Raw genomic sequence first — 25886 nt, forward strand, 5'->3', positions numbered from 1 at the left:
CTCCGCTCTTGTGACGAACGATTTTTCCAAGGACATTTTCCATGCCCGTTTCCAAGAAGATCCTGTTCCTTGCCGGCGACGGCATCGGCCCCGAAGTCATGGCCCAGGTGCGCCGGGTCATGGACTGGCTGAACCAAACCGGCCGCACCGCCTTTGAAGTCGAAGACGCCTTGGTTGGCGGCGCCGCCTATGACGCCCAGGGCACGCCCCTGCATGACGACACCGTCGCCCTGGCCCTGGCCGCCGACGCCGTGCTGCTGGGCGCCGTCGGCGGGCCGAAATGGGATGCCTCCCTGCCTTTCGAGCTTAAGCCCGAGCGTGGGCTTTTGCGCCTGCGCAAGGACCTGGAGCTGTTTGCCAATCTGCGTCCGGCGATGGTCTTCGACGCCCTGGCCGAGGCTTCGACCCTGAAGACCGAGCTGGTCTCGGGCCTTGACGTGATGATCGTGCGCGAGCTGACCGGCGGCGTTTATTTCGGCCAGCCGCGCGGCATCAGCGCCCTGCCCAACGGCGAGCGCCGCGGCGTCAACACCCAGGTCTATGACACCCACGAGATCGTGCGCGTCGCCAAGGTGGCCTTCGATCTGGCGGGCAAGCGCGGCAAGCGGCTGTGCAGCGTCGAAAAGGCCAATGTCATGGAAAGCGGCCTGCTGTGGCGCGAGGAGGTGACCAAGCTGGGCGCCGACTACCCCGAGATCGCCCTGTCGCATATGTACGCCGATAACTGCGCCATGCAGTTGGTCCGCCAGCCCAAGCAGTTCGATGTCATCGTCACCGACAACCTGTTTGGCGATATCCTGTCCGATTGCGCCGCCATGCTCACCGGGTCGCTGGGCATGCTGCCCTCGGCCAGCCTGGGCGCCGCCGACGCGGCGGGCAACCGTCGGGCGATGTACGAACCGGTCCATGGCTCGGCCCCCGATATCGCCGGCCAGGACAAGGCCAATCCGCTGGCGACCATCCTCAGCTTCTCGATGATGCTGCGCTACAGCTTCGATCTGGCCGAAGAGGCCGATCTGGTCGACAACGCCGTGCGGGGCGTTCTGGCCAAGGGCCTGCGCACCGGCGACATCTTCCAGCCCGGCAAGACCCTGGTCGGCACCACCGGCATGGGCGACGCCCTGCTGGCCGAGATGGCCCAATTGGCCAACTAATCCAGGGCTTTCCGCTCCGAAAACACACAGGCCCCCGGGGATCGCTCCGGGGGCCTGTGGTGTTTCGGAAGCAAATCCCGAGCACTCTGGATCAGAGTGCGACGACGATTTGCGTCACTCTCAAAAGTCCCGTCAGCCGATGCGCAAGGTGGTGTCGTCGCGGAAGGTATAGGGCGGGATCGCCATGTTGAGCGGGGCCGGTCCCTTGCGCGCCCGACCCGAGGAATCGTAATGCGATCCGTGGCAGGGGCAGAACCAGCCGTCGAAATCGCCCTTGGGATCGCCCGTCTTCTGACCCAAAGGAATGCAGCCGAGATGGGTGCAGATGCCGATCATCACCAGCCAGGGGGCGTTTTGAACCCGCTCGCCATCGGTTTGCGGATCGCGCAGGGTGGCCGGATCCACGGCCTGGGCCTCGGCTATTTCCAGGGCGGTGCGGTGGCGGACGAAGACCGGCTTGCCTTGCCAAGTGACGGTGATCGCCTGACCTTCGACGATGCCCGAGATATCGACCTCGGTGGTCGACAGCGCCCGGGTGTCGGCGGCGGGATTGAGGAAGTCGATAAACGGCCAAGCGGCCAGGGCCGCCCCGGCGGCGCTGACCGCCAGGGTGCCGTAAATTAGGAAGTCCCGGCGTGTTTTGAACCCGTCGTCGTCCAGGGACGGCGGGCCCGCCAGGGGAGAGTCTGAAATCGTCATCGGGAAGACCTCCTTGAAACCATCAGGACGACGCGATTGCGCCCGAGTCTAGGCGGGTGGCGTATATGCGTCGATGCTAATTCTCAATCGCTCCGCAACAAGCGCTCTCCGCCGATCCGTGGGCGGACCCGCCGCCGGCGCAGGCCATCTCGGGCGAAAAGGGCGCCAGTTGGGCGTTCGTCCAGGCGTGGAGCGCCTCTTCCACGGTTGCAAGAGAGCCGGCCTGGAAGGCGGTGATCCCCTGGTGGGTGCATCCCTGGAGCGGGCGACCGCCGATGCCGGCGGTCACCAGGGCGGTCACGCCCGCTTCGGCCAGCAGGCGCACCGGGGCCATGCAGCCGCCGTGCTCATGGGCGGGGGCGGCAAGAACCTTGACATCGGCCACCGCGCCATCGCGCAGCAAGACCACGGTAAAGGCCTCGCTTTCGCCGAAGTGGCCAAAAAGCGGTGCCTTTAATCCCCCGGGCAAAAGGCAGGGAAACGCCACGCAGTCCGTCATCTTAGTCATCCTTTTCGTTATCGGTCGGCGACGAGGGCGGCTCGTCGCCGGTTTGGCGGGCCAAGGCTCCGGCGGCGCCGCGACGGGCGCAGGGCCCCCGGCGCTGGCGGCGGTTGGGGCAGGCCGAACCGTCCAATGCCGGACCCTGGGCGACCGGGCCGCCGTCGATGTGAATGGCCCAGCCTTCGACCAGGGCGGTGGCCACGGTGGTCCGCGCCTCGGTCAGCAGCCGCGAGAACGTCGGTCGCGAGATGCCCATCGAGTCCGCGCCGGCGGCGTGTTCCAGTCCCTCGACATCGGCAAGGCGCAGGGCCTCCAGTCCATCGAGGGACAAGGTGACGCTTTGCAGATCCCGCAGCGGAATGCCCTGGGGCTTGTAGAAGTGGACCGCAAGATCGGTGCGGACCGTCCGGGTTTTTCGGGGACGGGGCATGCTTTCTCCGTTCTGAGCCTATGCTCAAAACTAAGGTGGGCGCCGACCAAACGCAAGGATGTTATGAACGCAAGCTCATAATGCCTCGCGGCGGGCGCAAGGAGAAAAGGACGGTAATATGTTGATTGGACATGAAAAAACCGGGCATCGACGCTATCGGTGCCCGGTGAAGTAGACCACATGAGGAACTGGTATGGTCGGCCGATCGGGTGTCGGGGGTATCTGACACCCTGTTGGCTCGCCGCTGTTGTAGGCTGCGTGCATCGGCTGGGCATTGACAATTATCAAGACAAAGTTCCGACCCGAAATAAAAAGCCCAGCGCCGGGAAGGGGGTGATGTTTCGTCATCGGCCTTGTGGCGCTCTCGCCACAGGGGTTCTTAAACGGGATAGCCGATCGATCATCGCCGATTGTGATGGGCAGTCGCCCCCTCTATGGTCGGTCCATGGTGGGGATGTCGGCGGTTCTTTCGCACTTGCGAAAAGAGGCTCGGCGAACCACTTTTTTAGATTTCACACCCCTCCCGACCCCTCGGGAGCACTCCTGGTCTCCAGGACACCATCACGACGTTGAAAGGGAGGTTGGTCCGGCCAAGGGCTGGAGCGATCCCAAAGATCGAGCTTTTTGTGTTGGCGGCACCCACGAAGCGGGTGTCCCGGCGGGGAAGCCACTCGGACAGAAACGAAAGGGCCGTGCCATCGGCCGGACCCTCCCGACACCGGGAGGTCCCAAAGATGGTGCGGGGGAAACAGCCGATGAGACTTATCCTGACCGCGCTGGGAGCCTTGCTCCTCGGTGCTTCGCTGGCGGGGGCTGCGGAATTGCCCAAGGACATCCGGGTTGGCCCCGGAACGCTGGTTGTGGCCAAGAAAGACATGCTTTGTCTGGCCCTCAATGATTACTGGGAAGCCCGCGGCGAGACGCTGCAGGGGCGGGTGGCGGTGGCCCAGGTGGTTCTGAACCGGGCCCGCGATCCCCGCTTCCCGGGCTCCATCTGCGACGTCGTGCAGGAGAATCGCAGCGGTATGGGACGGGGATGCCAATTCTCGTGGTACTGCGACGGCAAGGCCGATGCCCCGATCGAGGAAGACGCTTGGCGTTCCTCGGTGCTGCTGGCCATGTCGGTGCTGCGGCGCGACAACGCCATCAACGATCCGACGCGCGGCGCGCTTTGGTACCATAACGGCACCGTGGCGCCGTCGTGGGCGGACCGGCTTGACCGCACGGTTCGCATCGGCACCCATGTGTTCTATACCGATACCGTGGGGCGCCGCCCGGCGACGCAAACCGCCAAACGCGACACCGGCACGTCGACTACCACCGGGACTCCCGTCCCCTCCACCTTCGCCGACTGGATCGATACCGTCCAGAAAGGCGAGCAGGTGGCGGGGCAGTAGCGCGGCGGCTTCCCTTGATCACTCGGGCCTCAGGGGGTAGCTTTTCCCCCCTCCACGGCCCGAGAACTCAAGGGGTTTGAGATAACCATGGCTTACAGAGCAGGCGGCTATCGGGTGGCGGTGATCGGCGCCACCGGCAATGTCGGGCGCGAAATGCTGTCCACCCTTGCCGAACGTAAATTTCCAGTCAGCGAAGTGATCGCGCTCGCCTCCTCGCGCTCGGCGGGACGCGAGGTGTCTTTCGGCGAGGATCAGGTGCTGAAGGTCCGCGACCTTGAGACCTTCGATTTCACCGGGGTCGATATCGCCCTCAGTTCGCCCGGCGCCAAGGTGTCGGCCACCCATAGCCCGCGCGCCGCCGCCGCCGGCTGCGTGGTGATCGACAACACCAGCCATTTCCGCATGGATCGCGACGTGCCGTTGGTGGTGCCCGAGGTCAATCCCCAGGCGATCGCCGGCTATACCAAGCGTCATATCATCGCCAATCCCAATTGCTCGACCATCCAGATGGTGGTGGCGCTCAAGCCCCTGCACGACGCCTTCGGCATCAAGCGCGTGGTCGTCAGCACCTATCAGTCGGTGTCGGGCGCGGGCAAGGATGGCATGGACGAGCTGTTCAACCAGACCAAGGGCATCTACGTCAACCAGCCGCCCGCCGACTTCCAGCAGAAGTTCACCAAGCAGATCGCCTTCAACGTCATCCCCCATATCGATATTTTCATGGATGACGGCGCCACCAAGGAAGAGTGGAAGATGGCGGCCGAGACCTGCAAGATCCTCGATCCGGCGATCAAGGTTCACGCCAATTGCGCCCGGGTCCCGGTCTTCGTCGGTCATGCGGAATACGTCAACATCGAGACCGAAAAGCCGATGAGCGAAGAGGCGGCCCGCCGCGCCCTCAAGGGCGGCGAAGGGGTGATCATCGTCGATCATCGCGCCAATGAAGGCTATGTGACGCCGGCCGAGTGTTCGGGCGAGGACGCGGTTTATGTTTCGCGCATCCGCAAGGACACCACCGTTGAGAACGGTCTGTCGTTCTGGTGCGTCTCCGACAATCTGCGCAAGGGCGCCGCGCTCAATGCCGTGCAGATCGCCGAGGTTCTGGCCCGCGATTACCTGAAGTAGGGCCGCCGACCGGGTCCCAAAACGCCCCCTTTCCGCCGTTTCAATCGGGAAGGGGGCGTTTTTTCGCGCTTACCCCGCCACGCGGATCTGCGTGACGAAGCCGCCGACCGTCTGATCGAGCAAGGTGGAATCCCCCGCCAGGGAATCGGCCAGCTTTGAAAGCTTGGTGGCGGCCGCGCCGGTCTGATGGGCGGCTTCCAGAACCTTGCCGATCGACGACGAGACCTCGGCCGTGCCGTTGGCCGCCTGTTGAACGTTGCGGGCGATCTCGGTGGTGGCGGCGCCTTGCTGCTCGACGGCGGCGGCGATGCCGATGGTGTGCTGATTGACGGCGGCGATGGTCGCCGTGATGGCGCCGATCGCCGTGGTGGCGCGCTCGGTTTCCACCTGGATGGCCGCGACCTGGGACTGGATGTCCTCGGTCGCCTTGGCGGTCTGGTTGGCCAGGGTCTTGACCTCGCCGGCGACGACGGCGAAGCCCTTGCCGGCGTCTCCCGCCCGCGCCGCCTCGATGGTGGCGTTGAGCGCCAGCAGATTGGTCTGGCTGGCGATATCGGAAATCAGCTTGACGACGTCGCCGATCTTGCGCACCGCTTCGGTCAGGCTGCGGACCATGGCGTTGGTGCTTTCGGCCTGCTGGACGGCGCCATCGGTGGTGGCGGCGGTTTCGGCGACGCGGCGCGAGATCTCCTGGATGCTGTTGGACAATTCCTCGGCCGCCGCCGCCACGGTCTGAACATTGGCGCTGGCGTCTTCCGAGGCGGTGGCGACGACCTCGGACTGGCGCGAGGAGAGTTCGGAGGTCTGCAACAAGGACTTGGTTTCGGCGCGGAGCTGCTCGGCGGCGCGGGTGACGCCGGCGACGACGCCATCGATCGAGCCGACGAACTCCGAAGTGACGACTTCGGTTTTCTGGCGGCGTTGATCGCGGGCCAAGCGCTCGTCTTCGGCGTGTTTGGCCTGGGTATCGGCGGCCAGGGCGTTGCCGCGCAGCACCTCGAGGGCTTTGGCCATGCGGCCGATCTCGTCGCGGCGGTCGGTATGGGGCACGGCGAACTCACGCGCCCCTTGGGCGAAATCGACGATCGTCGCGGTCAGATGATCAAGGGGCGCCGTCACCCGGCGACCGGTCACGATGATGATAACGGCGACGATGCCGACGGCGAGGCCGAGCAATCCCGAAAGCTCCCATAAGGCAAAGGAGGCCTTGGCGATCTTCTCGTCAACCAACTGGCGGGCGTCATCGATGGCGGCGTCGCGGACGAGCATGATCGACTGGAGCATCGGGGCGGTCATTTTGCGCCATTCAGCCCCTTCGAGATCATAGGCGCCGTCGCCGGCATGGGCGGTCACCCGGGCGCGCGCGGCGGCGAAGGGTTTGACGAACTGGGCATCGACCGCTTCAACGGCGGCGCGCAGACGCGGCGAGCTGTCGTCGGCGGTGCCGGCGCGGGTCAATTGCTCCCACAGCAGCTGAATGCGGCCATCAAGAAGGCTCATCTGGGCCAATTGCGTCGGGGTGAACGGCTTTTTGCCCACCACGGCGTCGAGATGCAGGGTCGATTGACGGCCGGCGTTGTCGCGAAGCTGCCCGGTGATCAAAGCCAGCGCGGCCGGGACGGTCACTTCGGCATCCGTCAGCCCCAACTGGTGCTCCAGGGCGGAGGTGAGCTTTGAAACCTCGGTCAACAAGCCGAGCATGCCGGCGATGAGCTCCTTGCGAAAGGCGACGATGCGCTGCGGATCGCCGTCGGTGGTCGCGTCGACCTTCTGGCGCCATTCCGCCAAATCCGCACGGACCTTGGTGATGGTCTGCAGGGCGCGCCGGCCGTCGTCCGAAGGACTGGCCCGCAGGGTGCTTTCGACCCGGTCGAAAGTCTGGTTCAGGCGCTCGCGGGTGGTGAGCAGGGTTTTTCGCGCTTCGGGACCGCCATCAAGGGAAACGCTGCTGGCGCCGCGTTCGGGGGCCAGGGTCTCGGAAATCAAGGTGGCGGCCCCCAACAACTCCACAAGGTCACCGGCGTCTTTGGCCCTGTGGCTTTCCTGCCAACTCGTGCGGAAAAGAAGAAAGGCCATGACGATCAAAATGATCGATATGGAAAAAAAGCACATCATCATGAAACGCTTTATCGACATGACATTCCCCGATCTATCCGCTCTACGGGCGGGGGAGCCCTTCCTTCGGCGCGATCCGTCGCAGGGAGAGTCCGAGATAAGGAAGTTTAGCTTTTGTCGATGATCAGCAAAATAAAATATACGTCTATAGGACTATAGGATTAGGGTAATAACACGTTGAGACTATCGCTACCTATCCAAAGACAAGCAGGGCGAGTACCGCGATACCGAAAACCAGCAAAAGCCCACCCGACATCTTGTTGAGCCAATCGAGCCAGAGCGGGGTGAAATGGCTGCGTACGGCGCCGGCCGCCGCCGCCAGGGTCGCCCACCACAGCGACGAGCCAAGAAAGACTCCGAGAATCACCAGCGAGGCGTCGACCCTGTCCCGGTCGAATCCGGCCAGACTGAACGAGGCGAAAACCGCCATGAAGGCCAGGATCGTCGCCGGATTGGTCATGGTGATGGTGAAGGTTGACAAGAAGTCCTTGAGCAGGCCGATGCGCGAGTTTTCCGCGGGCAGGATCAGCGGTGGGCGGCGCAGGGTGCGCACGCCCAGGACCAGCAGGAAGAGGCCGCCGACCACCGACAGCGCGTTCTTGTTCTGGGTGAGGAAATCACTGATAAGCCCCAGGCCGAGGCCGGCGACCGCCCCATAAAAGGTATCGGCCACCGCGGCGCCCATGCCGGCGACGAAGGCGGCGAAGCGCCCATCGGCCAGGGCCTTGCGGATGCACAGGATGCCCACCGGTCCGACCGGGGCGGCGATGGCAAGGCCGACGGCCATGCCCTTGATCAAAGGGATCAGTATCTCGCTGCCGATTTTATCGATCCTTCCTCGCGGTTCCGGACGCTCTGCGCCACCGGCGGCCTTCTGATAGCCTTCGGCCCGGTCGGGGGCAAATAAAACCGGCCGGCTTTCTTCATGCCAGCGGCGCGATCGGCACGGGGTCCAGCGGCGAGGCGAGGGCGGGCAGGCAGCGCACCAGGGCCATTTCACCGCGCCCGCTTCCCGCCGTGGCGCCAAGCACCAGGCGCACCCCGGCAACGGCCAGCGCCAGGGCGCGGGGCAGGGCCTGGGGATGCCACGGATCGCCCGCGTCCCTTAGCAGATGGCCAACAAGCAGCGCCGACAACAGGTCTCCCGTTCCCTTGATCCCGGCCACTCCGGCGATCAGCGGGCCGCGGGCCAGCCAGCTTGCCGTCGCGGTGACCAGCAGATCGCCGATCCCGCCGTCCTCGAAAGGCAGGCTGGTGACGATGACGGCGCGCGGCCCTTGGCCGACCAAGGCGCGGGCGGCCTCGAGAATGGCGCCGAGATCGGCGAGCGGCGGGGCGCGGCCGCTGAGAATCGCCAGTTCAAAGGCGTTGGGCATCAAAATGTCGGCGCGCGGCACCAACAGCGCGCCGACCCGCCCGGGCAGGGCGGGATCGACATAAAGCCCCTTGTCGGTATCGCCGAGCACCGGATCACAGACGACCAGGGCCCGGGGGGTGATGGCGCGCAGGCTATCGATGGCCTCGGCCACCACCTCGGCCGTATCGGGCCGCCCCAGGTATCCCGAGAGCAGGGCCTTACAGCGGCGGAATTCATCGAGCGGGCGCAAGGCGGCCAGCAGGGTCGCCAGCTCTTCGGCCGGGGTGACGCGCCCGGCGGGCCGACCGCGTCCCGGGTGATGGGCGAAGGCCACCGTATTGAGGGCGATCGGCTCGCGACCCAGGGCCTGCAGGGCGGGAACGGCCGCGGCATTGCCGACATGGCCGGCGCAAACATGGGACTGAATGGACAGAACGGGCATGGCAGGGCAATTTTCATTCGTGACGGGAGGAGAAGGGCGGCTTTCGCGGTGCGGGAGCCTTGCCAGTCGACGAAACGATGAATACGCTTGGTCAAAGAGATGCGCAATTTCGTTACGTTAAAAGCGCGTTGCTGGAGCATGCCAGAGGCGCGTTGTTTAAGTGCGTCCCCAAGCGGGCGAAGACCGGGAAGAGTCGCCCCTACCGTCCAATGAGCAGCCCCAACAGGCAAGGAGGTTTTACACCATGTCGTTTTCCGTGCGCCCGCGCCGCAGCGTGCTTTATATGCCCGGGTCGAATACCCGGGCCCTTGAAAAGGCCAGGACCCTGGCCGCCGACGGGCTGATCCTTGATCTCGAGGACGCCACCGCCCCCGATGCCAAGGAAGACGCCCGGGGCCACGTCTGCGCCGCCGCCCAGGCCCGCAGCTATGGCCAGCGCGAGGTGCTGATCCGGGTCAATGGCCTGAATACCGCCTGGGGCCATGCCGATCTGGTGGCCTGCGCCACCTCGGGCTGCGACGGGGTGCTGCTGCCCAAGGTGGAAAGCGCCGACGGCGTGCGCCAGGCCGAGGCCATTTTGCGGGCGGCCGGCGCCCCGGACGATCTGGCCCTGTGGTGCATGATGGAAACCCCGCGCGGCGTGCTTGATGTCGCGGCCATCGCCGGCGCCTCGCCGCGGCTGGCCGGGCTGGTGATGGGAACCTCCGATCTCGCCAAGGATCTGCATTGCGCCCATACCCTCGAGCGCCTGCCGCTAATCACCGGTCTTGGGCTCTGCCTGCTGGCGGCGCGGGCCAATGGGCTGGCGATTTTGGACGGGGTGCATCTTGATCTTCAAGACGACGAGGGGTTCGCCCTGTCCTGCGCCCAGGGTCGCGAGCTTGGCTTTGACGGCAAGACCCTGATCCACCCCAAGACCATCGGCGCCGCCAATGCCGCCTTCGCGCCTTCGGCCGAGGAGGTGGCGTGGTCGCGCCGGATCATCGAGGCCCATGCCGAGGCGGTGCGCGAGGGCAAGGGCGTGGTTCTGGTCGATGGCAAGTTGGTGGAGAACCTTCACGTGGAAAGTGCCCGCCGGCTTGTCACGCTCGACGAGAAGATCGCCGCCCTTGGCGGGGATCTGGCGCAGGACCGGGCGATGGGGAGCCAAGCGTGATGGGCAAGACCAATCCGGGTAATTTCTTCGAGGACTTCGCTCCCGGCCAGCAGCTTGTCCATGCCACGCCGCGCACGCTGACCGAGGGCGACGCCGCCCTTTACACAGCCCTTTACGGGTCACGCTTCGCCGTGCAGTCCTCGGCCTCCTTCGCCATGGCGATCGGCTATCCGGAAGCGCCTTTGGACGATCTGCTGGTCTTCCATGTGGTCTTTGGCAAGACCGTGCCCGACATCAGCCTGAACGCCGTGGCCAATCTGGGCTATGCCCGGGGGCGGATGGGGGTGCCGGTCTACCCGGGCGATACCCTGCGCGCCCTCAGCCGGGTGATCGGCGTCAAGGAGAACTCCAACGGCAAGACCGGGGTGGTCTATGTCAATTCCGTCGGTCTGAATCAGAACGACGAGGTGGTGGTCGATTTCATTCGCTGGGTTATGGTGCAAAAGCGCGATCCGGCCCACCCGGCCCCCGAACCCGAGATCCCCGATCTGCCCGACCGCGTCGCGCCCGAGGATCTTTACCTGCCCGAGGGCCTTGATCCGCGCGGCTATGACCCGGAACTGGCCGGTTCGGCCCATTTCTGGGAGGATTACGCGGTCGGCGAGCGCATCGACCACGGCGATGGCATGACCATCGAGGAAGCCGAGCATATGATGGCGACGCGGCTGTGGCAGAATACCGCCAAGGTCCATTTCAACCAATATGAGCAGGCCAAGGGGCGGTTCGGCCGTCGGCTGGTCTATGGCGGCCATGTCATCAGCCTGGCCCGGGCGCTCAGTTTCAACGGCCTGGGCAACGCCTTCCGCGTCGCGGCGATCAATGCCGGCAGCCACTGCAATCCGACCTTCGCCGGCGATACCATCCACGCTTGGTCGGAGGTGCTCGAGCGCGCCGATCTGCCCGCCGACGAGGGGTTTGGCGCCCTGCGCCTGCGCACCATCGCCACCAAGGACCGCGCCTGCGCCGATTTTCCCTATCGCGACGAGCAGGGCCACATCCGCCCCGAGGTCGTGCTTGATCTCGACTATTGGGTGGTGATGCCCAAGGCGGAAGGGAAATGAGACCACCTTTACGCCTTGAAGGCGCGAGGAGCGGGGGTGGCGTCGTTGACACCCCCCCCGCGAACCGCTATTCCATGACCCACCGCCGAAGCACGGGCGTTTTCGCCGAAGAACCACCCCGGGGGGATTCTAGGGAGGTGGCGAAGCCCATTTTTGGGCGCATTCATCCAGTCGCGGACCAGCGCAAGAGGCTGACGCCATGAAAACGCATCCCAGGCCCATCTCGCCGCATTTGCAGGTATACAAACTGCACACCAAAGTCACGTCCATGCTGTCCATCACCTTCCGCGTCTTTGGCGCGGCCCTGATGGTTGGCGGGACCTTCTTCTTCCTGCTGTGGATCGTCGCCGCCGGCTCTGGCGAGCAGGCTTTTACCTCGGTCCAGGGATTCTATGGCAGTCCGTTCGGCTATCTCGTGCTGTTCGGCCTGACCGTGGTTCTATTTTACCACCTGTGTAACGGGATCCGGCACATGCTGTGGGACACCGGCTTCGGCTTTGATATGCCGACGCTGCGCAAGACGGGGGCCGCCGCCGTCGGCGCGGCGATCGTCCTGTCGCTACTGGCCTGGACGGTCGGTCTGTCGGCTGTCGGCTGAGGAGAAAGCAAAAATGTCCCTACGCTCTCCGCTCGGCCGCGCGCGCGGCCTGGGTTCCGCCAAGGCGGGTGCCGCCAATCACTGGATGGCCGAGCGCCTTCCGGCCATCGCCTTGGTGCCGCTGGCGCTGTGGTTCGTTTTCGTCGCCATCATCAGCAATCTGGGGGCGAGCTACGCCCAGATTCAGGCTTTCATGGCGGTGCCGTTGAACGCCACCTTGATGCTGCTGACGGTGTTCTGCGCCTTTTTCCACGGCGCGCTCGGCCTGATCGTGATTATTGAAGATTACGTCCAAAATCACGCCGTCAAGAACGCTTTGGTCTTCGGAACCAAGCTCTACGCCTTGTTCGGTGCCGTTCTGGCCGCCGTCTCCATCCTCAAGCTGACTTTCGGGGGCTAAGTCCGATGGCATCCTACGAGATTGTCGACCACGAATATGATGCTTTGGTCGTTGGCGCCGGTGGCGCCGGCCTGCGCGCCACCTTCGGTCTGGTCGAACAGGGCCTCAAGACCGCCTGCATCACCAAGGTCTTCCCCACCCGCTCCCATACCGTGGCCGCCCAGGGCGGCATCGGCGCCGCCCTTGGCAATATGGCCGAGGACAATTGGAAGTGGCATATGTACGATACCGTCAAGGGCGCCGACTGGCTCGGCGACCAGGACGCCATCGAATATATGTGCCGCGAGGCGATTCCGGCGGTTTACGAGCTTGAGCACTACGGCGTGCCCTTCTCGCGCACCGAAGACGGCCGCATCTATCAGCGGCCTTTCGGCGGCCATATGCGCAACTTCGGCGAGGCACCGGTTCAGCGCGCCTGCGCCGCCGCCGACCGCACCGGCCACGCCATTTTGCAGACCCTCTATCAACAGTCTCTGCGCTTCAACGCCGAGTTCTTCGTTGAATACTTCGCCCTTGATCTGATCATCGAGGACGGGGTCTGTCGTGGCGTGATCGCTTGGTGCATGGAAGACGGCACCATCCACCGCTTCAAGTCCCATACCACGGTGCTGGCCACCGGCGGCTATGGCCGCGCCTATTTCTCGTGTACCTCGGCCCATACCTGTACGGGCGATGGCAACGGCATGGTCGCCCGCGCCGGTCTGCCGCTCCAGGACATGGAATTCGTGCAGTTCCACCCCACCGGCATCTATGGGGCGGGCTGCCTGATCACCGAGGGCGCGCGCGGCGAGGGTGGTTACCTGACCAATTCGGAAGGCGAGCGCTTCATGGAGCGCTATGCCCCCACCGCCAAGGATCTGGCCAGCCGCGACGTGGTCAGCCGGGCGATGACGGTGGAAATCCGCGAGGGCCGGGGCGTCGGTCCGAAGAAGGACCACATCAACCTGCACCTCGAACACCTGGGCCCCGAGGTTCTGCATTCCCGGCTGCCCGGCATCACCGAGACCGCCAAGGTCTTCTCGGGTGTCGACGCCACCCGCGATCCGATCCCGGTGCTGCCCACCGTCCACTACAACATGGGCGGCATTCCGACCAATTATCACGGCGAGGTGCTGAACCCGACCAAGGCCGATCCCGAGGCGATCTTCCCCGGGCTGATGGCCGTTGGCGAATGCGCCTGCGTGTCGGTGCATGGCGCCAACCGCCTGGGCACCAACTCGCTGCTCGACATCGTGGTCTTCGGCCGCGCCGCCGCGCTGCGCGCCGCCGAGGTGGTCAAGCCCGGCATCGCCCACAAGCCGCTCAAGGCCGATGCCGCCGATCTGGCGCTGTCGCGTCTTGATCGTCTGCGCAGCGCCAAGGGCGCGAAGCTGACCGCCGAGATCCGCGACGACCTGCAGCAGGCCATGCAGCGCGACGCCGCGGTGTTCCGCACCACCAAGTCGTTGGCCGAGGGCGTCGCCCGCGTCGATCAGGTCGCCGCCAGCCTCGCCGATATCAAGCTTGTCGACACCTCGATGATCTTCAATACGGATCTCGCCGAGGCGCTCGAACTCGAAAATCTGATGGCCTGCGCTCAGACCACCATCCATGGGGCGGCGGCGCGCCAGGAAAGCCGGGGCGCCCACGCCCATGAGGATTTCCCCGATCGCGACGACAAGACCTGGATGAAGCACACCCTCGCCTGGCTCGACCCCAAGGGCAAGGTCACGCTGGACTACCGTCCGGTTCACACCTTCACCCTGACCGACGAGATCGACTACATCGAACCCAAGGCGCGCGTGTACTGACGAGCCAAGCAGGCTGGAGGCATCACAGATGGTTGAATTCGCTCTGCCCCCCAACAGCCGGGTCAAGGAAGGCAAGACCTTCCCCGCGCCGGATGGGGCGAAGCGCCTAAAGCGCTTCAAGATTTATCGATGGGATCCGGAAGAGGGCGGCAACCCCCGTCTGGATACCTTCCAGATCGATCTCGACGACTGCGGCCCGATGGTTCTGGACGCGCTCAACAAGATCAAAAACGAAATCGACCCGACCCTGACCTACCGGCGCTCCTGCCGCGAGGGCATCTGCGGCTCGTGTTCGATGAATATCGACAGCAATAACTCGCTGGCCTGCCTGAAGCCGATCGCCGAGGTCGAAGGCGATGTCGAGATCTATCCGCTGCCCCACCTGCCGGTGGTCAAGGATCTGGTTCCCGACCTGACCCATATCTATGCCCAGTACAACGCCATCGAACCTTGGCTGAAGACCGACAGCCCGCCGCCGCCGGCCAAGGAACGCCTGCAAAGCCCCGAAGAACGGGCGAGGCTTGATGGCTTGTGGGAATGCATCTTGTGCTTCTGCTGCCAGACCAGCTGTCCGAGCTACTGGTGGAACAGCGAACGCTATCTTGGTCCGGCGATTCTGCTTCAGGCGGCGCGCTGGGTGTTTGACAGCCGCGACGAAGCGACCGGCGAGCGTCTGGACATGCTCGACGATCCGTTCCGTCTGTTCCGTTGCCATACCATCATGAATTGCACGGCGACTTGCCCCAAGGGTCTCAACCCCGGCAAGGCCATCGCCGATCTCAAGATCAAGATGTTCGAACGCACCGCCTGATCGGCGGACGCAGCGCGCATGAAAACCGGGGGCCGTTCCGCAAGGGGCGGCCCTTTTGGTTTGGGCGACAAGGGGAAGCCACGGCCAATCTAGCGCGCTCTGGTTCAGAGCGCGCCGGATTTGCTAGAGCGGCGGCAAGATCGGCAATTCGCCGGCCGGCCAAGCTCCGCTCGCGCCGCCCGCGCCAAGATCGGCGGGGGCGACGCTGGGCGGCGGCAGGGCTTCGGAGCGGATGGCCGGGCTGTCCGCCGGGCCGGGGGGGGAGGCGAGGGGAGCGGCGGGCTGTTGTCCGGGCGCCCAGGGATCGCCCGTGGGCATCGACGGCAGCGGATCGGGAGGCAGCGGGGCGGTGGCGCCGCTTTCCCAAGGCGGTGGCGGGGCGGTCAGCAGGCCACCGCTTGGCCCGGCGCCCGGGGCGACGGTCGGTTGGGCGCTGGCGGCGACGCAGGCGAAATGGGCGACATGGGGCTGAAGCGCCGTGCAGCGCATGCGCTCGATCGAGGTGAATTGGGCGACCTTGCCCTGTTCCTGGCAATGGGCCTGGGCCAGGGCCTGGATACGCGGGTCTTTGGCGGTGGAATCGCTAAAGCAGACGGCGGCGTCGTTGAAGGAGCCGAGCATCGGCATGCGCGAGACCTCGCGCACCGGATAGAAATCAAGAAAGGGCTCGCCACCCCCGCAGGCGGCAAGGGTCAGCGGCATGGTCAGGCTGAGGGCCAGAATGGTCGGCCGAAGCGGCGCAGGCACGGATAGACCTCCCTTTGGCCGGTTTGCGGCCTTTGTTGTACCCGCCGCCGCCGGAGACGCCAAGGCGTAAAGCCCGGCGTCCGGCCGTGCCGATGTTTGCTCAGGCCGGCCTTGCTTCCACCCCCATCGCCGGGATAAACCGGAGGCGGTCCCTCTGCCGGGGCCTTCCCATAGCCCATGCGGGAGATCCTTATCATGGCCGATAAGCCATTTCGTCTGGTGACGCGCAGCGATTTCGACGGATTGGTCTGTGCGACCTTGCTCAAGGAACTCGCACTCATCGACGAAATCACCTTCGTCCACCCCAAGGATATGCAAGACGGGCAGATCCCGGTGACCGAGCGCGATATCACCACCAATCTGCCCTATGTCGAAGGCGTGCATCTGTGCTTTGACCACCATTTGTCAGAGACCATCCGCGTCGGCAAGAAGGCCAATCACATCATCGATCCCCTGGCGCCCTCGGCGGCCCGGGTGGTTTATAATTACTTCGGCGGCAAGGCGCGGTTTCCGCGCATTCCCGATGATATGATGGACGCCGTCGATAAGGGCGACAGCGCCCAGTACAACATGGAAGAAGTGCTTCATCCGGGCGGTTGGGAACTTCTCAACTTCCTGATGGACGCCCGCACCGGTCTGGGCCGCTTTCGCGAGTTCCGCATTCCGAACTATCAGTTGATGATGGAGTTGATCGATTATTGTCGCGATCACGCCATCGAGGATATCCTGGATCTTCCCGATGTCAGCGAACGGGTCGATCTGTACCGCGAGCATGAACCGCGCTTCAAGGAGCAGCTCAAGCGCTGCTCCACGGTCCATGGCAATCTGGTTGTTCTTGATCTGCGCGACGAGGATCCGATCTGGGCGGGAAACCGCTTCATGATCTACGCCCTGTATCCCGAGACCAATATCTCGATTCACGTGCTGTGGGGGCGCGAGCGGCGCAATACGGTTTTCGCCGTTGGCAAATCGATCTTCAACCGCTCGTCGAACACCAATATCGGCGAATTGATGCTGGGATACGGCGGCGGCGGCCATCACGCGGCGGGAACCTGCCAAGTCGACAATGCCCAGGCCGCCGACGTTCTGGCCCGCCTCATCGCCCGCATCACCGAAGACGGCTGATATGTCCCAAACACCTTTTGGGGTTTACCGCCAGAGGCTTGCCGAAGGCGGGCTGATTGGCGACCCCGCCCAGGAAAAGGCCCTGGAACACCTGGACGCCTTGTTCGCCGAGGTTCTCGCCTATCGTCTGCCGCCACCGCCCGCGGAACGCTCGGCGGGCTGGGGGGCGCGGCTGGGCTTTGGCCGCGAGCGGGAACGCGTCGCCCCCGCCGGCCCCAAGGGGCTTTATATCTTTGGCGAGGTCGGGCGCGGCAAATCGATGCTGATGGATCTGTTCCATGGCTGCCTGCCCGAAGGCCGTGGGCGGCGCCTGCATTTCCACGGCTTCATGCGCGAGGCCCATGCCACCTTGCATGGCTGGCGTTCACAGGCGCAAGGGCGCGCTAGCGAGGGCGGCGATCCGATCCCGCGCTTAGCCCGGGCGTTGACCCAGGGCAGGGCTGTGCTGTGCCTGGATGAAATGGATATCCAAGACATCGGCGATGCGATGATCGTCGGCCGGCTGTTCAAAGAGATCAATGATCTGGGGGTGGTGGTGGTCACCACCTCGAACCGGGCGCCCGATGATCTTTACAAGCACGGCCTTCAGCGCGAGAAGTTCCTGCCCTTCATCGCCTTGATCAAGCAGCGCCTTGGTCTGGTCGAACTGGCCGGGCCGCGCGATTACCGCCTTGATCGCATGAAGGGCATGACCGTCTATTTCACCCCCACGGGCGCGGCGGCCGATGACTGGCTGGGGCGTTGCCTGACCCGCTTGGCCGGAGAGGAAACCCCGGCCCCCGAGGTGGTCACGGTCCATGGCCGGGCGGTTCCGGTGCGGGCGGCGACCCGTCAGGTCGGCTGTTTCTCGTTTGGCGATCTTTGCGCCAAGCCTTTGGGCAGTCACGATTATCTGGCGATCGCCGAGCGCTTCGACACGGTGCTGATCTCGGATATCCCCCGTCTTGGTCCGCGCAACGCCGACGAAGTCCGGCGCTTCGTCGTGCTGATCGACGCCCTTTATGATCACAAGACGGCCTTGATCTGTTCGGCCGAGGCGCCGCCCCAGCGGCTTTATGACGATGGTCCCGGCGCCTTCGAGTTCCAGCGCACCGTGTCGCGGCTGATGGAGATGCAAAGCGAGGCCTATCTGGCCCAGGCCCACGTATAGGCTTGCTCGCCTATAGCATTCCCGCCGCCCCGGCCAGGGCCGGGATCAGCACGGCCAGCCAGGGCGGCGCTCGCCAAAAGCGCAGCGCCAGGAAGGTCAGAACGGCCAGGGCGGCGGCGGTGCCGCCGCGGACCGCGGTGGCGATCAACAGATCCCACAGGGCGGCGGCGAGCAGGCCGACGACGGCGGCGTTGACCGCCTCGATCGCCCCGGTCAGAAGCGGGTTGCGGCGCAGGGCCGCCCAGAAGGGCAAGCAGGCGGCCAGCAGCAAGAAGCCGGGCAGGAAAATCGCCAGGATGGCGACGCCGGCGTAGCCCACCGCCGCCCCCGGCGGGGCGATCGCCGCCCCCAGGTAAGCCGCGATGGTGAACAGCGGCCCGGGCATGGCCTGGGCCAGACCGTAGCCGGTGGTCAAGATCGCGCCATCGATCAGGGCACCCTCCACCAGGGTGCCCTGAAGCAAAGGCAGCACCACATGACCGCCGCCGAAAACCAGGGCGCCGGTTTGAAACAGCGCGGCGGCGAGGGTGGTCAGCGGTGTGGGCGCAAGGGCGGCCAGAAGGGGAAGGCCGAAGAACCCCAGGCCGGCCAGACCCAGAAAGCCGATCCCCCAGCGCCAGCCGGGAAAGCCGCGAACCCGGGCGCCGGGCGTCGCTTGGCGGTCGCGGTGCCGCCAGCCTTGGGCCGCGCCCAGGGCCGCCGCCACGGCCAGCGGCATCATCTGACCCCAGGGCGCCAGGGGACCGTCGTTTGGCCAGGCAAGCACGCAGGCCAGGGTGAGCAGGGCGAGGCTGGCCCGCCGGCGGTCGGGGCAAAGCTGGCGGGCCATGCCGAGGACGGCATCGGCGACCACGGCGACGGCGGCAAGGGTGAGGCCGGCGATCAGCCCGCCGGCCAGCGGGCCGTCGAGCCGGGCCAGCGTCAGGGCCAGGGCCGCCATCAGCAAGGCCGAGGGCAGGGTGAAGCCAAGGAAAGCGGCCAGCCCCCCGGCCGCTCCCGCCCGCCGCAGGCCGATGGCGACCCCCAATTGGCTGGAGGTCGGTCCGGGCAACAATTGACACAGCGCCAACCGTTCGGCGAAGGCCGCCTCGTCAAGCCAGCCCCGGCGCACGACGAAAGCCCGGTGAAAATATCCGACATGGGCGATCGGTCCGCCGAAGGCCGTCAGCCCCAGCGTCAGGAAGGCGCCAAAAACGCCAAGCGCCCGGCGCCAGCGGGGCGGGGAGGCGGCGGCGGCGGGGGCATCGGGGGGCGGTGTCATCGCCAAAGCCTGCCTGCCCGCGCCTTTGCGGGCAAGAGACGCTTTTGTGAGCCCTCGCCCCGGGGATCCTTGCGTTACCCCAAAACCGCGACCATGGCGTGTCGATCGAAATATGAGGCGCCCTTTGCCGACACTGCACGGCAAGCGGGCAGAACCCTTGCCTGGAAGGCGGATTCACGCTAGGACAGGGCCGCCGCTGGCCCCTTCGGGAGCGGCCGTGCGGCGCATCCCTATTTGCAATTTTTTTTGCAAATTCCACTTGTTTAAATCGAGAGGGTTTCCATGGCACGCAAGAAGATCGCCCTTGTCGGCGCCGGCAATATCGGTGGCACGCTTGCCCATCTCATCGGTCTCAAGGAATTGGGCGATGTGGTGCTCTTCGACATCGCCGAGGGGACTCCTCAGGGCAAGGCTCTGGATATCGCCGAATCCACCCCGATCGAAGGGGTCGACGCCAGCTACTCGGGGTCCAACGATTACGCCGCGATCAAGGACGCCGATGTGGTGATCGTCACCGCCGGCGTGCCGCGCAAGCCGGGCATGAGCCGCGACGACCTGATCGGCATCAACGCCAAGGTGATGTCGGCCGTCGGCCAGGGCATCCGCGCCAATTGCCCCAACGCCTTCGTCATCTGCATCACCAACCCGCTCGACGCCATGGTCTGGGTGTTGCGCGAGGTTTCGGGGCTGCCCCACAACAAGGTGGTCGGCATGGCCGGCGTGCTCGACAGCGCCCGCTTCCGCTATTTCCTGTCCGAGGAATTCAATGTCTCGGTCAAGGACGTCAACGCCTTCGTGCTCGGCGGCCACGGCGACACCATGGTTCCGCTGCCGCGCTATTCGACCGTCGCCGGTATTCCGCTGCCCGATCTGGTGAAGATGGGCTGGACCACCCAGGAGAAGCTCGACCAGATCATCCAGCGCACCCGCGACGGTGGCGCCGAGATCGTCGGCCTGCTCAAGACCGGATCGGCCTTCTATGCCCCGGCCGCCGCCGCCGTGCAGATGGCCGAAGCCTATCTCAAGGACCAGAAGCGCGTTCTGCCCTGCGCCGCCTGGGTTGAGGGCCAGTATGGTCTGGACGGCATCTATGTCGGCGTCCCCACCATCATCGGCGCCGGCGGCATCGAGAAGGTGATCGAGATCGAACTGAACGCCGACGAAAAGGCGGCGTTCGCCAAATCCGTCGACAGCGTGCGCGGGCTGATCGCCGCGTCGAAGGAACTGATGCCGAAATAAGCCGCAATAAGCCGCGAAAGCCGGCGGACCAGGAGAGGCGAAGCTCTATGAACATTCATGAGTATCAGGCCAAGCAGGTCTTGGCCAAGTACGGGGTTCCCGTGCTCAAGGGAGGCGTGGCCTATACCGCCGAGGAGGCGGAAAAGGTCGCTCTGGACCTGGCTGGTCCGGTCTACGTGGTGAAATCGCAGATCCACGCCGGTGGCCGCGGCAAAGGTCACTTCAAGGAACCCTCGGCCGGCGACAAAGGCGGCGTGCGCGTCGTCAAGTCGACGGACGAGGTGTTTTCCAACGCCAAGCAGATGCTGGGCGCCACCCTGGTCACCCACCAGTCGGGGGCCGAGGGCAAGGAAGTCAAGCGCGTCTATATCGAAGACGGCTGCGACATCAAGCGCGAGCTTTATCTGTCGCTGCTCGTCGATCGGGCGACCTCGGCCGTGACCGTGATGGCCTCGACCGAGGGCGGCATGGACATCGAGGAGGTCGCCAACCATTCCCCGGAGAAGATCTTCTTCCAGGCCATCGATCAGGCCACCGGGATTTCCGGCTTCCACTGCCGCAACGTGGCGTTCTCGCTGGGTCTGGAAGGCAAGCAGGTCGGCGCCTTCACCAAGCTGCTGAGCGCGCTTTACAAGTGCTTCACCGAAACCGATTGCTCGATGCTGGAGATCAACCCGCTGGTGGTCACCGGCGACGGTCAGGTGATCCCGCTCGATTGCAAGATGAACTTCGATTCCAACGCCCTCTATCGTCATCCCGATATCGTCGAATACCGCGATGAGGACGAAGAGGATCCGATGGAGCTGGAGGCGTCGAAGCACGACCTCAATTACATCAAGCTCGATGGCTCGATCGGCTGCATGGTCAACGGCGCCGGTCTGGCCATGGCGACCATGGACATCATCAAGCTCAAGGGCGGCGCGCCGGCCAATTTCCTTGACGTCGGAGGGGGCGCCACCCGCGAACGCGTCACCGCCGCCTTCAAGATCATCCTGTCCGACCCCAATGTCGACGGTATCCTGGTCAATATCTTCGGCGGCATCATGCGCTGCGACGTCATCGCCGAGGGGGTGATCGCCGCCGCCCGCGAAGTGTCGCTGAACGTGCCGCTGGTGGTGCGCCTGGAAGGCACGAACGTCGAACTCGGCAAGAAGATCATGGTCGAGTCCGGCCTGCCGATCATTTCGGCGGATAATTTGGCCGACGCCGCCGAAAAGGTGGTCAAGGCGGTGAAGGAGGCTTCCTGATGTCTGTTCTCGTCAGCAACGACACCAAGGTCATCTGCCAGGGCTTCACCGGCTCCCAGGGGACTTTCCACTCCGAGCAGGCCATCGCCTATGGCACCAAGATGGTCGGCGGCGTGACTCCGGGCAAGGGCGGCTCGACCCACCTTGATCTGCCGGTTTTCGACACGGTGATCCAGGCGCGCGAGGCCACCGGCTGCAACGCCACGGTCATCTATGTGCCGCCGCCCTTCGCCGCCGACGCCATCCTCGAGGCGATCAACGCCGAGATCGAACTGGCCGTCTGCATCACCGAGGGCATTCCGGTGCTTGACATGGTCAAGGTCAAGCGGGCGCTGCGCGGTTCGAAGACCCGGCTGATCGGCCCGAACTGCCCCGGCGTCATCACCCCGGGCGAATGCAAGATCGGCATCATGCCCGGTCATATCCATACCCGGGGCAAGATCGGCGTGGTGTCGCGCTCGGGGACGCTGACCTATGAGGCGGTGGCCCAGACCACGGCGGCCGGTCTTGGTCAGTCGACCTGCATCGGCATTGGGGGCGATCCGGTCAACGGCACCAACTTCATCGACTGCCTGGAGATGTTCCTGGCCGATCCCGAGACCCAGGGCATCATCATGATCGGCGAGATCGGCGGGTCGGCCGAAGAGGAAGCCGCCGAGTTCCTCAAGCACTCCAAGATCAAAAAGCCGATGTGCGGCTTCATCGCCGGGGTCACCGCCCCGCCGGGCAAGCGCATGGGCCACGCCGGCGCCATCATCTCGGGCGGCAAGGGAACCGCCGGGGATAAAATGGACGCCATGCGATCGGCTGGAATCCTGGTCGCCGACAGCCCGTCGGCGCTGGGAAGCACCATGGTCGAGGCGATGAAGTCCGCCTGACGCGTAATGCGAGCCCCCCCAGGAAAACCTTTCCCGGGGGGGTTCCTGTTTGGGGGCGGGGCGCCTACCTACTACGAGCGAAGAGCCGACCGTTGTCGGACGAAGAGGGGGGTTACCCCCTGGAACTGGTAAAAAACGAAAACAGCGCCTAGCGTGGAGCCGATGGCAGGCATGCTTCCCCCTAACCCGTTGAAGCGTCGCTGGCCGCCCCTCCCCAAAGGCCCGCACGGGAATGGGTGACGACGTGGAAACGTCTTTTCTGACCGGAGCCAACGCGGTCTATATCGCCGAAGTCTACAGCCGCTACCTTGCCGATCCGTCCTCCGTCGATCCAAGCTGGGTCGCCTTTTTCGGCGAATTGCGCGATGGCGCCGAGGAACTGAGCGGTGATCTCAAGGGACCTTCGTGGACCTCGCGGGGGAACGCGGTGATCGGCACCGCCGATCCCGACGCCCCCGCCGCCGCCAAGGCCGGGAAAAACGGCAAGGCCGCCGCCGCTCCGGTCCCCGCCGCTCCGGCCGCCGCCGGTCTCTCCACCGCCGAAGTCCGCGCCCACACCCTGGATTCCGTGCGCGCCCTGATGATGATCCGCGCCTATCGGGTGCGCGGCCATCTGGTCGCCGACCTTGATCCGCTTGGCTTGAACAAGAACAACGAGCATCCCGAGCTCGACTACCGCAGCTACGGCTTCACCGATGCCGATCTCGAGCGCGAGATCTTCATCGATAACGTGCTGGGCATGGAAAGCGCCACCCTGCGCAAGATCGTCGAGGTCGTCCGCGAAACCTATTGCGGCACCATCGGCGTCGAGTTCATGCATATTCAAGATCCCGAGCAAAAAAGCTGGATCCAACGCCGCATCGAGGGCGAGCGCAACCACACCCGCTTCACTCCCGAGGGCAAGAGGGCCATCCTGGAACGGCTGACCGAGGCCGAGGGCTTCGAGAAGTTCCTCCAGGTCAAATATACGGGCACCAAGCGCTTCGGCCTGGAAGGCGGCGAGACGGTCATTCCGGCGATCGAGCAGATCCTCAAGCGCGGCAGCCAGCTTGGCCTGACCGACATCAATCTGGGCATGGCCCATCGCGGCCGGCTCAATCTGCTGACCTCGCTGCTGCATAAGCCCTATCGGGCGATCTTCAGCGAGTTCCAGGGCAATAGCGCCAATCCCGATGACGTTCAGGGCTCGGGTGACGTGAAGTACCATCTGGGCACCTCGGCCGATCGTGAATTCGATGGCGCGGTCGTCCATCTGTCGCTGCAGGCCAATCCATCCCACCTGGAAGCCGCCGACCCGGTGGTGCTGGGCAAGGTGCGGGCCAAGCAGACCCAGCTTGGCGATACGGATCGCAAGGCGGTGATGGCGCTGCTGATCCACGGCGACGCCGCCTTCGCCGGCCAGGGGCTGGTCGCCGAATGTTTCGGCCTGTCCCAGCTCAAGGGCTATCGCACCGGCGGCACCATTCACATCGTCATCAACAACCAGATCGGCTTCACCACCAGCCCGCAGTACAGCCGTTCGGGCCAGTATTGTACCGATATCGCCAAGATGGTTCAGGCGCCGATCTTCCACGTCAATGGCGACGACCCCGAGGCGGTGGTGCATACGGCGCGCATCGTCACCGAATTCCGCCAGGAGTTCGGCGTCGATGTCGTGCTCGACATGGTGTGTTATCGCCGCCATGGCCATAACGAAAGCGACGAGCCGGCCTTCACCCAGCCCTTGATGTATGACTCGATCGCCCATCGCCAGACCACCCGCACGCTTTATGCGCAAAAGCTGGTGAGCGAGGGGCTGATCTCGCAGGCCGAGGCCGATGGTCTGGCCGACGCCTTCACCGCCCGCCTGGAAACCGAGTTCCAGGCCGCCACCAGCTATAAGCCCAATCGCGCCGATTGGCTGGCGGGCAAATGGGAAGGGCTGGAGGCGCTGAACGGCGAAGAGGAATTCCGCCAGGACCGGACCGAGGTGCCGGCCGAGGTTCTGCGCCGGGTCGGCACGGCGCTGTCGACGCCGCCGGAAAACTTCGACACCAACCGCAAGATCCTGCGCCAGATGAAGGCCAAGGCCGAGATGCTGGAAACCGGCCAGGGCATCGACTGGGCGACCGCCGAGGCCCTGGCTTTCGGCACCTTGCTGCTGGAAGGCACGCGGGTGCGGTTGTCGGGCCAGGATTCGGGGCGCGGCACCTTCTCGCACCGCCATTCGGTGCTGATCGACCAGACCAACGAGAACCGCCACATCCCGCTTGACCACCTTGATCCCGCCCAGGCGCGGTTCGAGGTGATCGACAGCCCGCTGTCGGAATTCTCGGTGTTGGGGTTCGAATACGGCTATTCGCTGGCCGAGCCCAAGGCCCTGGTGCTGTGGGAGGCCCAGTTCGGCGATTTCGCCAATGGCGCCCAGGTGATCTTCGACCAGTTCATCAGCTCGGCCGAAAGCAAGTGGCTGCGCATGTCGGGGCTGGTCTGCCTGCTGCCCCATGGCTATGAGGGCCAGGGCCCCGAGCATTCCTCGGCCCGGCCCGAGCGCTATCTGCAGCTCTGCGCCGAAGACAACATGCAGGTGGTCAACATCACCTCGCCGGCCAATTATTTCCACGCCCTGCGCCGGCAGGTCCACCGCAACTTCCGCAAGCCGCTGATCGTCATGGCGCCCAAATCGCTGCTGCGTCATAAGCTGGCGGTCAGCCCGCTGTCGGATTTCACCGATCACGGCTTCCGCCGGGTGCTGCCCGAGACCAAGACCCTGGTCGAGGACGACAAGATCACCCGGGTGGTGCTGTGTTCGGGCAAGGTCTATTACGACCTGTATCAGGCCCGCGAGGACCAGGGCATCGACGATGTCGCCATCGTCCGCATCGAGCAGTTGTATCCCTGGCCCAAGGACACCTTGATGAAGGTGCTCAAGCGCTATCCCAACGCCGATGTGGTGTGGTGCCAGGAAGAGCCGGCCAATATGGGCTATTGGACCTTCGTCGACCGCCGCATCGAGTTCTTCCTGCAGGAACTCGAGCATCGCCCCGGCCGGGCCAGCTATGCCGGCCGTCCGGCCGCCGCCTCGCCGGCCACCGGGTCCAATCGCGGCCATGGGCGCGAGCAGGCCTTGCTGGTTGAACAGGCCCTGACCTGGAAGCGCGATGTCCTGCCCCAGCCGTTCCGCCGCGCCACCAAGCTCAGCATCATCGGGCAGTGAATTCCC

Annotated in this window: 23 protein-coding genes; 15 read left to right on the forward strand and 8 right to left on the reverse strand. The window is 65.0% G+C overall.

The annotated features are described in order from the left end of the window. Window positions 1-41: 41 nt before the first annotated feature. Window positions 42-1154: a 3-isopropylmalate dehydrogenase gene (gene leuB / locus RRU_RS06235; protein WP_011388946.1), complete on the forward strand. Its 1113-nt coding sequence runs from the start codon at window positions 42-44 to the stop codon at window positions 1152-1154. A gap of 132 nt (window positions 1155-1286) precedes the next feature. Here the strand turns inward: leuB and petA are convergent, their stop codons facing one another. The 3 genes from petA to RRU_RS06250 all read right to left on the reverse strand — a co-directional run bounded on the left by petA (window position 1287) and on the right by RRU_RS06250 (window position 2785). Further along, the gene (gene petA, locus RRU_RS06240; protein ID WP_011388947.1) at window positions 1287-1853 is read right to left on the reverse strand and encodes a ubiquinol-cytochrome c reductase iron-sulfur subunit; all 567 of its coding nucleotides are present in this window, start codon (window positions 1851-1853) and stop codon (window positions 1287-1289) included. Between the two features lie 76 nt (window positions 1854-1929). After that, window positions 1930-2352, reverse strand: a complete 423-nt coding sequence (locus RRU_RS06245) for a NifB/NifX family molybdenum-iron cluster-binding protein (RefSeq protein WP_011388948.1) — start codon at window positions 2350-2352, stop codon at window positions 1930-1932. A gap of 1 nt (window position 2353) precedes the next feature. Further along, the gene (locus tag RRU_RS06250) at window positions 2354-2785 is read right to left on the reverse strand and encodes a DUF134 domain-containing protein (RefSeq protein ID WP_011388949.1); all 432 of its coding nucleotides are present in this window, start codon (window positions 2783-2785) and stop codon (window positions 2354-2356) included. A gap of 755 nt (window positions 2786-3540) precedes the next feature. Between RRU_RS06250 and RRU_RS06255 the strand changes: the two genes are divergently transcribed. Both RRU_RS06255 and RRU_RS06260 read left to right on the forward strand, forming a co-directional pair. Further along, a complete protein-coding gene (locus tag RRU_RS06255) occupies window positions 3541-4182 on the forward strand; it encodes a cell wall hydrolase (RefSeq protein ID WP_014626122.1) in 642 nt (213 codons plus the stop codon). 87 nt (window positions 4183-4269) lie between these two features. Then, window positions 4270-5307 carry an aspartate-semialdehyde dehydrogenase gene (locus tag RRU_RS06260; protein ID WP_011388951.1) on the forward strand — a complete coding sequence of 346 codons (1038 nt, stop codon included), beginning with the start codon at window positions 4270-4272 and terminating at the stop codon, window positions 5305-5307. A gap of 69 nt (window positions 5308-5376) precedes the next feature. On the opposite strand, the gene RRU_RS06265 is transcribed toward RRU_RS06260, so the two are convergent. From RRU_RS06265 to pdxY, 3 genes are all read right to left on the reverse strand, one after another. Beyond that, on the reverse strand, window positions 5377-7443 hold the full coding sequence (locus RRU_RS06265) for a methyl-accepting chemotaxis protein (RefSeq protein WP_011388952.1): 2067 nt from the start codon (window positions 7441-7443) through the stop codon (window positions 5377-5379). A gap of 172 nt (window positions 7444-7615) precedes the next feature. Next, entirely contained in the window at window positions 7616-8209 is a 594-nt protein-coding gene (locus RRU_RS06270) for a LysE family translocator (protein ID WP_237703841.1), read from the reverse strand. Window positions 8210-8345: 136 nt separating this feature from the next. Further along, window positions 8346-9221 carry a pyridoxal kinase gene (gene pdxY, locus RRU_RS06275; RefSeq protein ID WP_011388954.1) on the reverse strand — a complete coding sequence of 292 codons (876 nt, stop codon included), beginning with the start codon at window positions 9219-9221 and terminating at the stop codon, window positions 8346-8348. A gap of 244 nt (window positions 9222-9465) precedes the next feature. Between pdxY and RRU_RS06280 the strand changes: the two genes are divergently transcribed. From RRU_RS06280 to RRU_RS06305, 6 genes are all read left to right on the forward strand, one after another. Beyond that, window positions 9466-10377, forward strand: a complete 912-nt coding sequence (locus RRU_RS06280) for an HpcH/HpaI aldolase/citrate lyase family protein (protein ID WP_011388955.1) — start codon at window positions 9466-9468, stop codon at window positions 10375-10377. Then, window positions 10377-11438, forward strand: coding sequence for a MaoC family dehydratase (locus tag RRU_RS06285; RefSeq protein ID WP_011388956.1), 1062 nt, complete (start codon window positions 10377-10379; stop codon window positions 11436-11438). The genes RRU_RS06280 and RRU_RS06285 overlap by 1 nt, the downstream gene beginning before the upstream one ends. 199 nt (window positions 11439-11637) lie before the next feature. Continuing rightward, a complete protein-coding gene (gene sdhC / locus RRU_RS06290) occupies window positions 11638-12036 on the forward strand; it encodes a succinate dehydrogenase, cytochrome b556 subunit (RefSeq protein WP_011388957.1) in 399 nt (132 codons plus the stop codon). 13 nt (window positions 12037-12049) lie between these two features. Beyond that, complete coding sequence (gene sdhD, locus RRU_RS06295) at window positions 12050-12436, forward strand: succinate dehydrogenase, hydrophobic membrane anchor protein (RefSeq protein ID WP_011388958.1); 387 nt, start codon at window positions 12050-12052, stop codon at window positions 12434-12436. A 5-nt stretch (window positions 12437-12441) separates the two neighbouring features. Next, entirely contained in the window at window positions 12442-14226 is a 1785-nt protein-coding gene (gene sdhA / locus RRU_RS06300) for a succinate dehydrogenase flavoprotein subunit (protein WP_011388959.1), read from the forward strand. A gap of 28 nt (window positions 14227-14254) precedes the next feature. Next, on the forward strand, window positions 14255-15037 hold the full coding sequence (locus RRU_RS06305; protein WP_011388960.1) for a succinate dehydrogenase iron-sulfur subunit: 783 nt from the start codon (window positions 14255-14257) through the stop codon (window positions 15035-15037). A 123-nt stretch (window positions 15038-15160) separates the two neighbouring features. Here the strand turns inward: RRU_RS06305 and RRU_RS06310 are convergent, their stop codons facing one another. Next, the gene (locus RRU_RS06310) at window positions 15161-15784 is read right to left on the reverse strand and encodes a hypothetical protein (RefSeq protein WP_014626124.1); all 624 of its coding nucleotides are present in this window, start codon (window positions 15782-15784) and stop codon (window positions 15161-15163) included. A gap of 195 nt (window positions 15785-15979) precedes the next feature. On the opposite strand from RRU_RS06310, the gene RRU_RS19990 reads away from it, so the two are divergent. Beyond that, entirely contained in the window at window positions 15980-16909 is a 930-nt protein-coding gene (locus RRU_RS19990; protein WP_011388962.1) for an exopolyphosphatase, read from the forward strand. A gap of 1 nt (window position 16910) precedes the next feature. Beyond that, window positions 16911-18059, forward strand: coding sequence for a cell division protein ZapE (gene zapE / locus RRU_RS06320; protein ID WP_011388963.1), 1149 nt, complete (start codon window positions 16911-16913; stop codon window positions 18057-18059). 10 nt (window positions 18060-18069) lie between these two features. Here zapE and chrA read toward each other — a convergent pair whose 3' ends face one another. Next, window positions 18070-19320 carry a chromate efflux transporter gene (gene chrA, locus RRU_RS06325; RefSeq protein ID WP_011388964.1) on the reverse strand — a complete coding sequence of 417 codons (1251 nt, stop codon included), beginning with the start codon at window positions 19318-19320 and terminating at the stop codon, window positions 18070-18072. Window positions 19321-19602: 282 nt separating this feature from the next. Here chrA and mdh point away from each other — a divergent pair, with 282 nt between their 5' ends. From mdh to RRU_RS06345, 4 genes are all read left to right on the forward strand, one after another. Further along, complete coding sequence (gene mdh / locus RRU_RS06330; RefSeq protein WP_011388965.1) at window positions 19603-20559, forward strand: malate dehydrogenase; 957 nt, start codon at window positions 19603-19605, stop codon at window positions 20557-20559. Window positions 20560-20606: 47 nt separating this feature from the next. Continuing rightward, window positions 20607-21806, forward strand: coding sequence for an ADP-forming succinate--CoA ligase subunit beta (gene sucC / locus RRU_RS06335; protein ID WP_011388966.1), 1200 nt, complete (start codon window positions 20607-20609; stop codon window positions 21804-21806). After that, entirely contained in the window at window positions 21806-22684 is an 879-nt protein-coding gene (gene sucD / locus RRU_RS06340) for a succinate--CoA ligase subunit alpha (protein WP_011388967.1), read from the forward strand. The genes sucC and sucD overlap by 1 nt, the downstream gene beginning before the upstream one ends. A 232-nt stretch (window positions 22685-22916) precedes the next feature. After that, window positions 22917-25880, forward strand: coding sequence for a 2-oxoglutarate dehydrogenase E1 component (locus RRU_RS06345; protein WP_011388968.1), 2964 nt, complete (start codon window positions 22917-22919; stop codon window positions 25878-25880). Window positions 25881-25886: the final 6 nt, after the last annotated feature.

The organism is Rhodospirillum rubrum ATCC 11170 (assembly GCF_000013085.1).
Classification (GTDB): domain Bacteria; phylum Pseudomonadota; class Alphaproteobacteria; order Rhodospirillales; family Rhodospirillaceae; genus Rhodospirillum; species Rhodospirillum rubrum.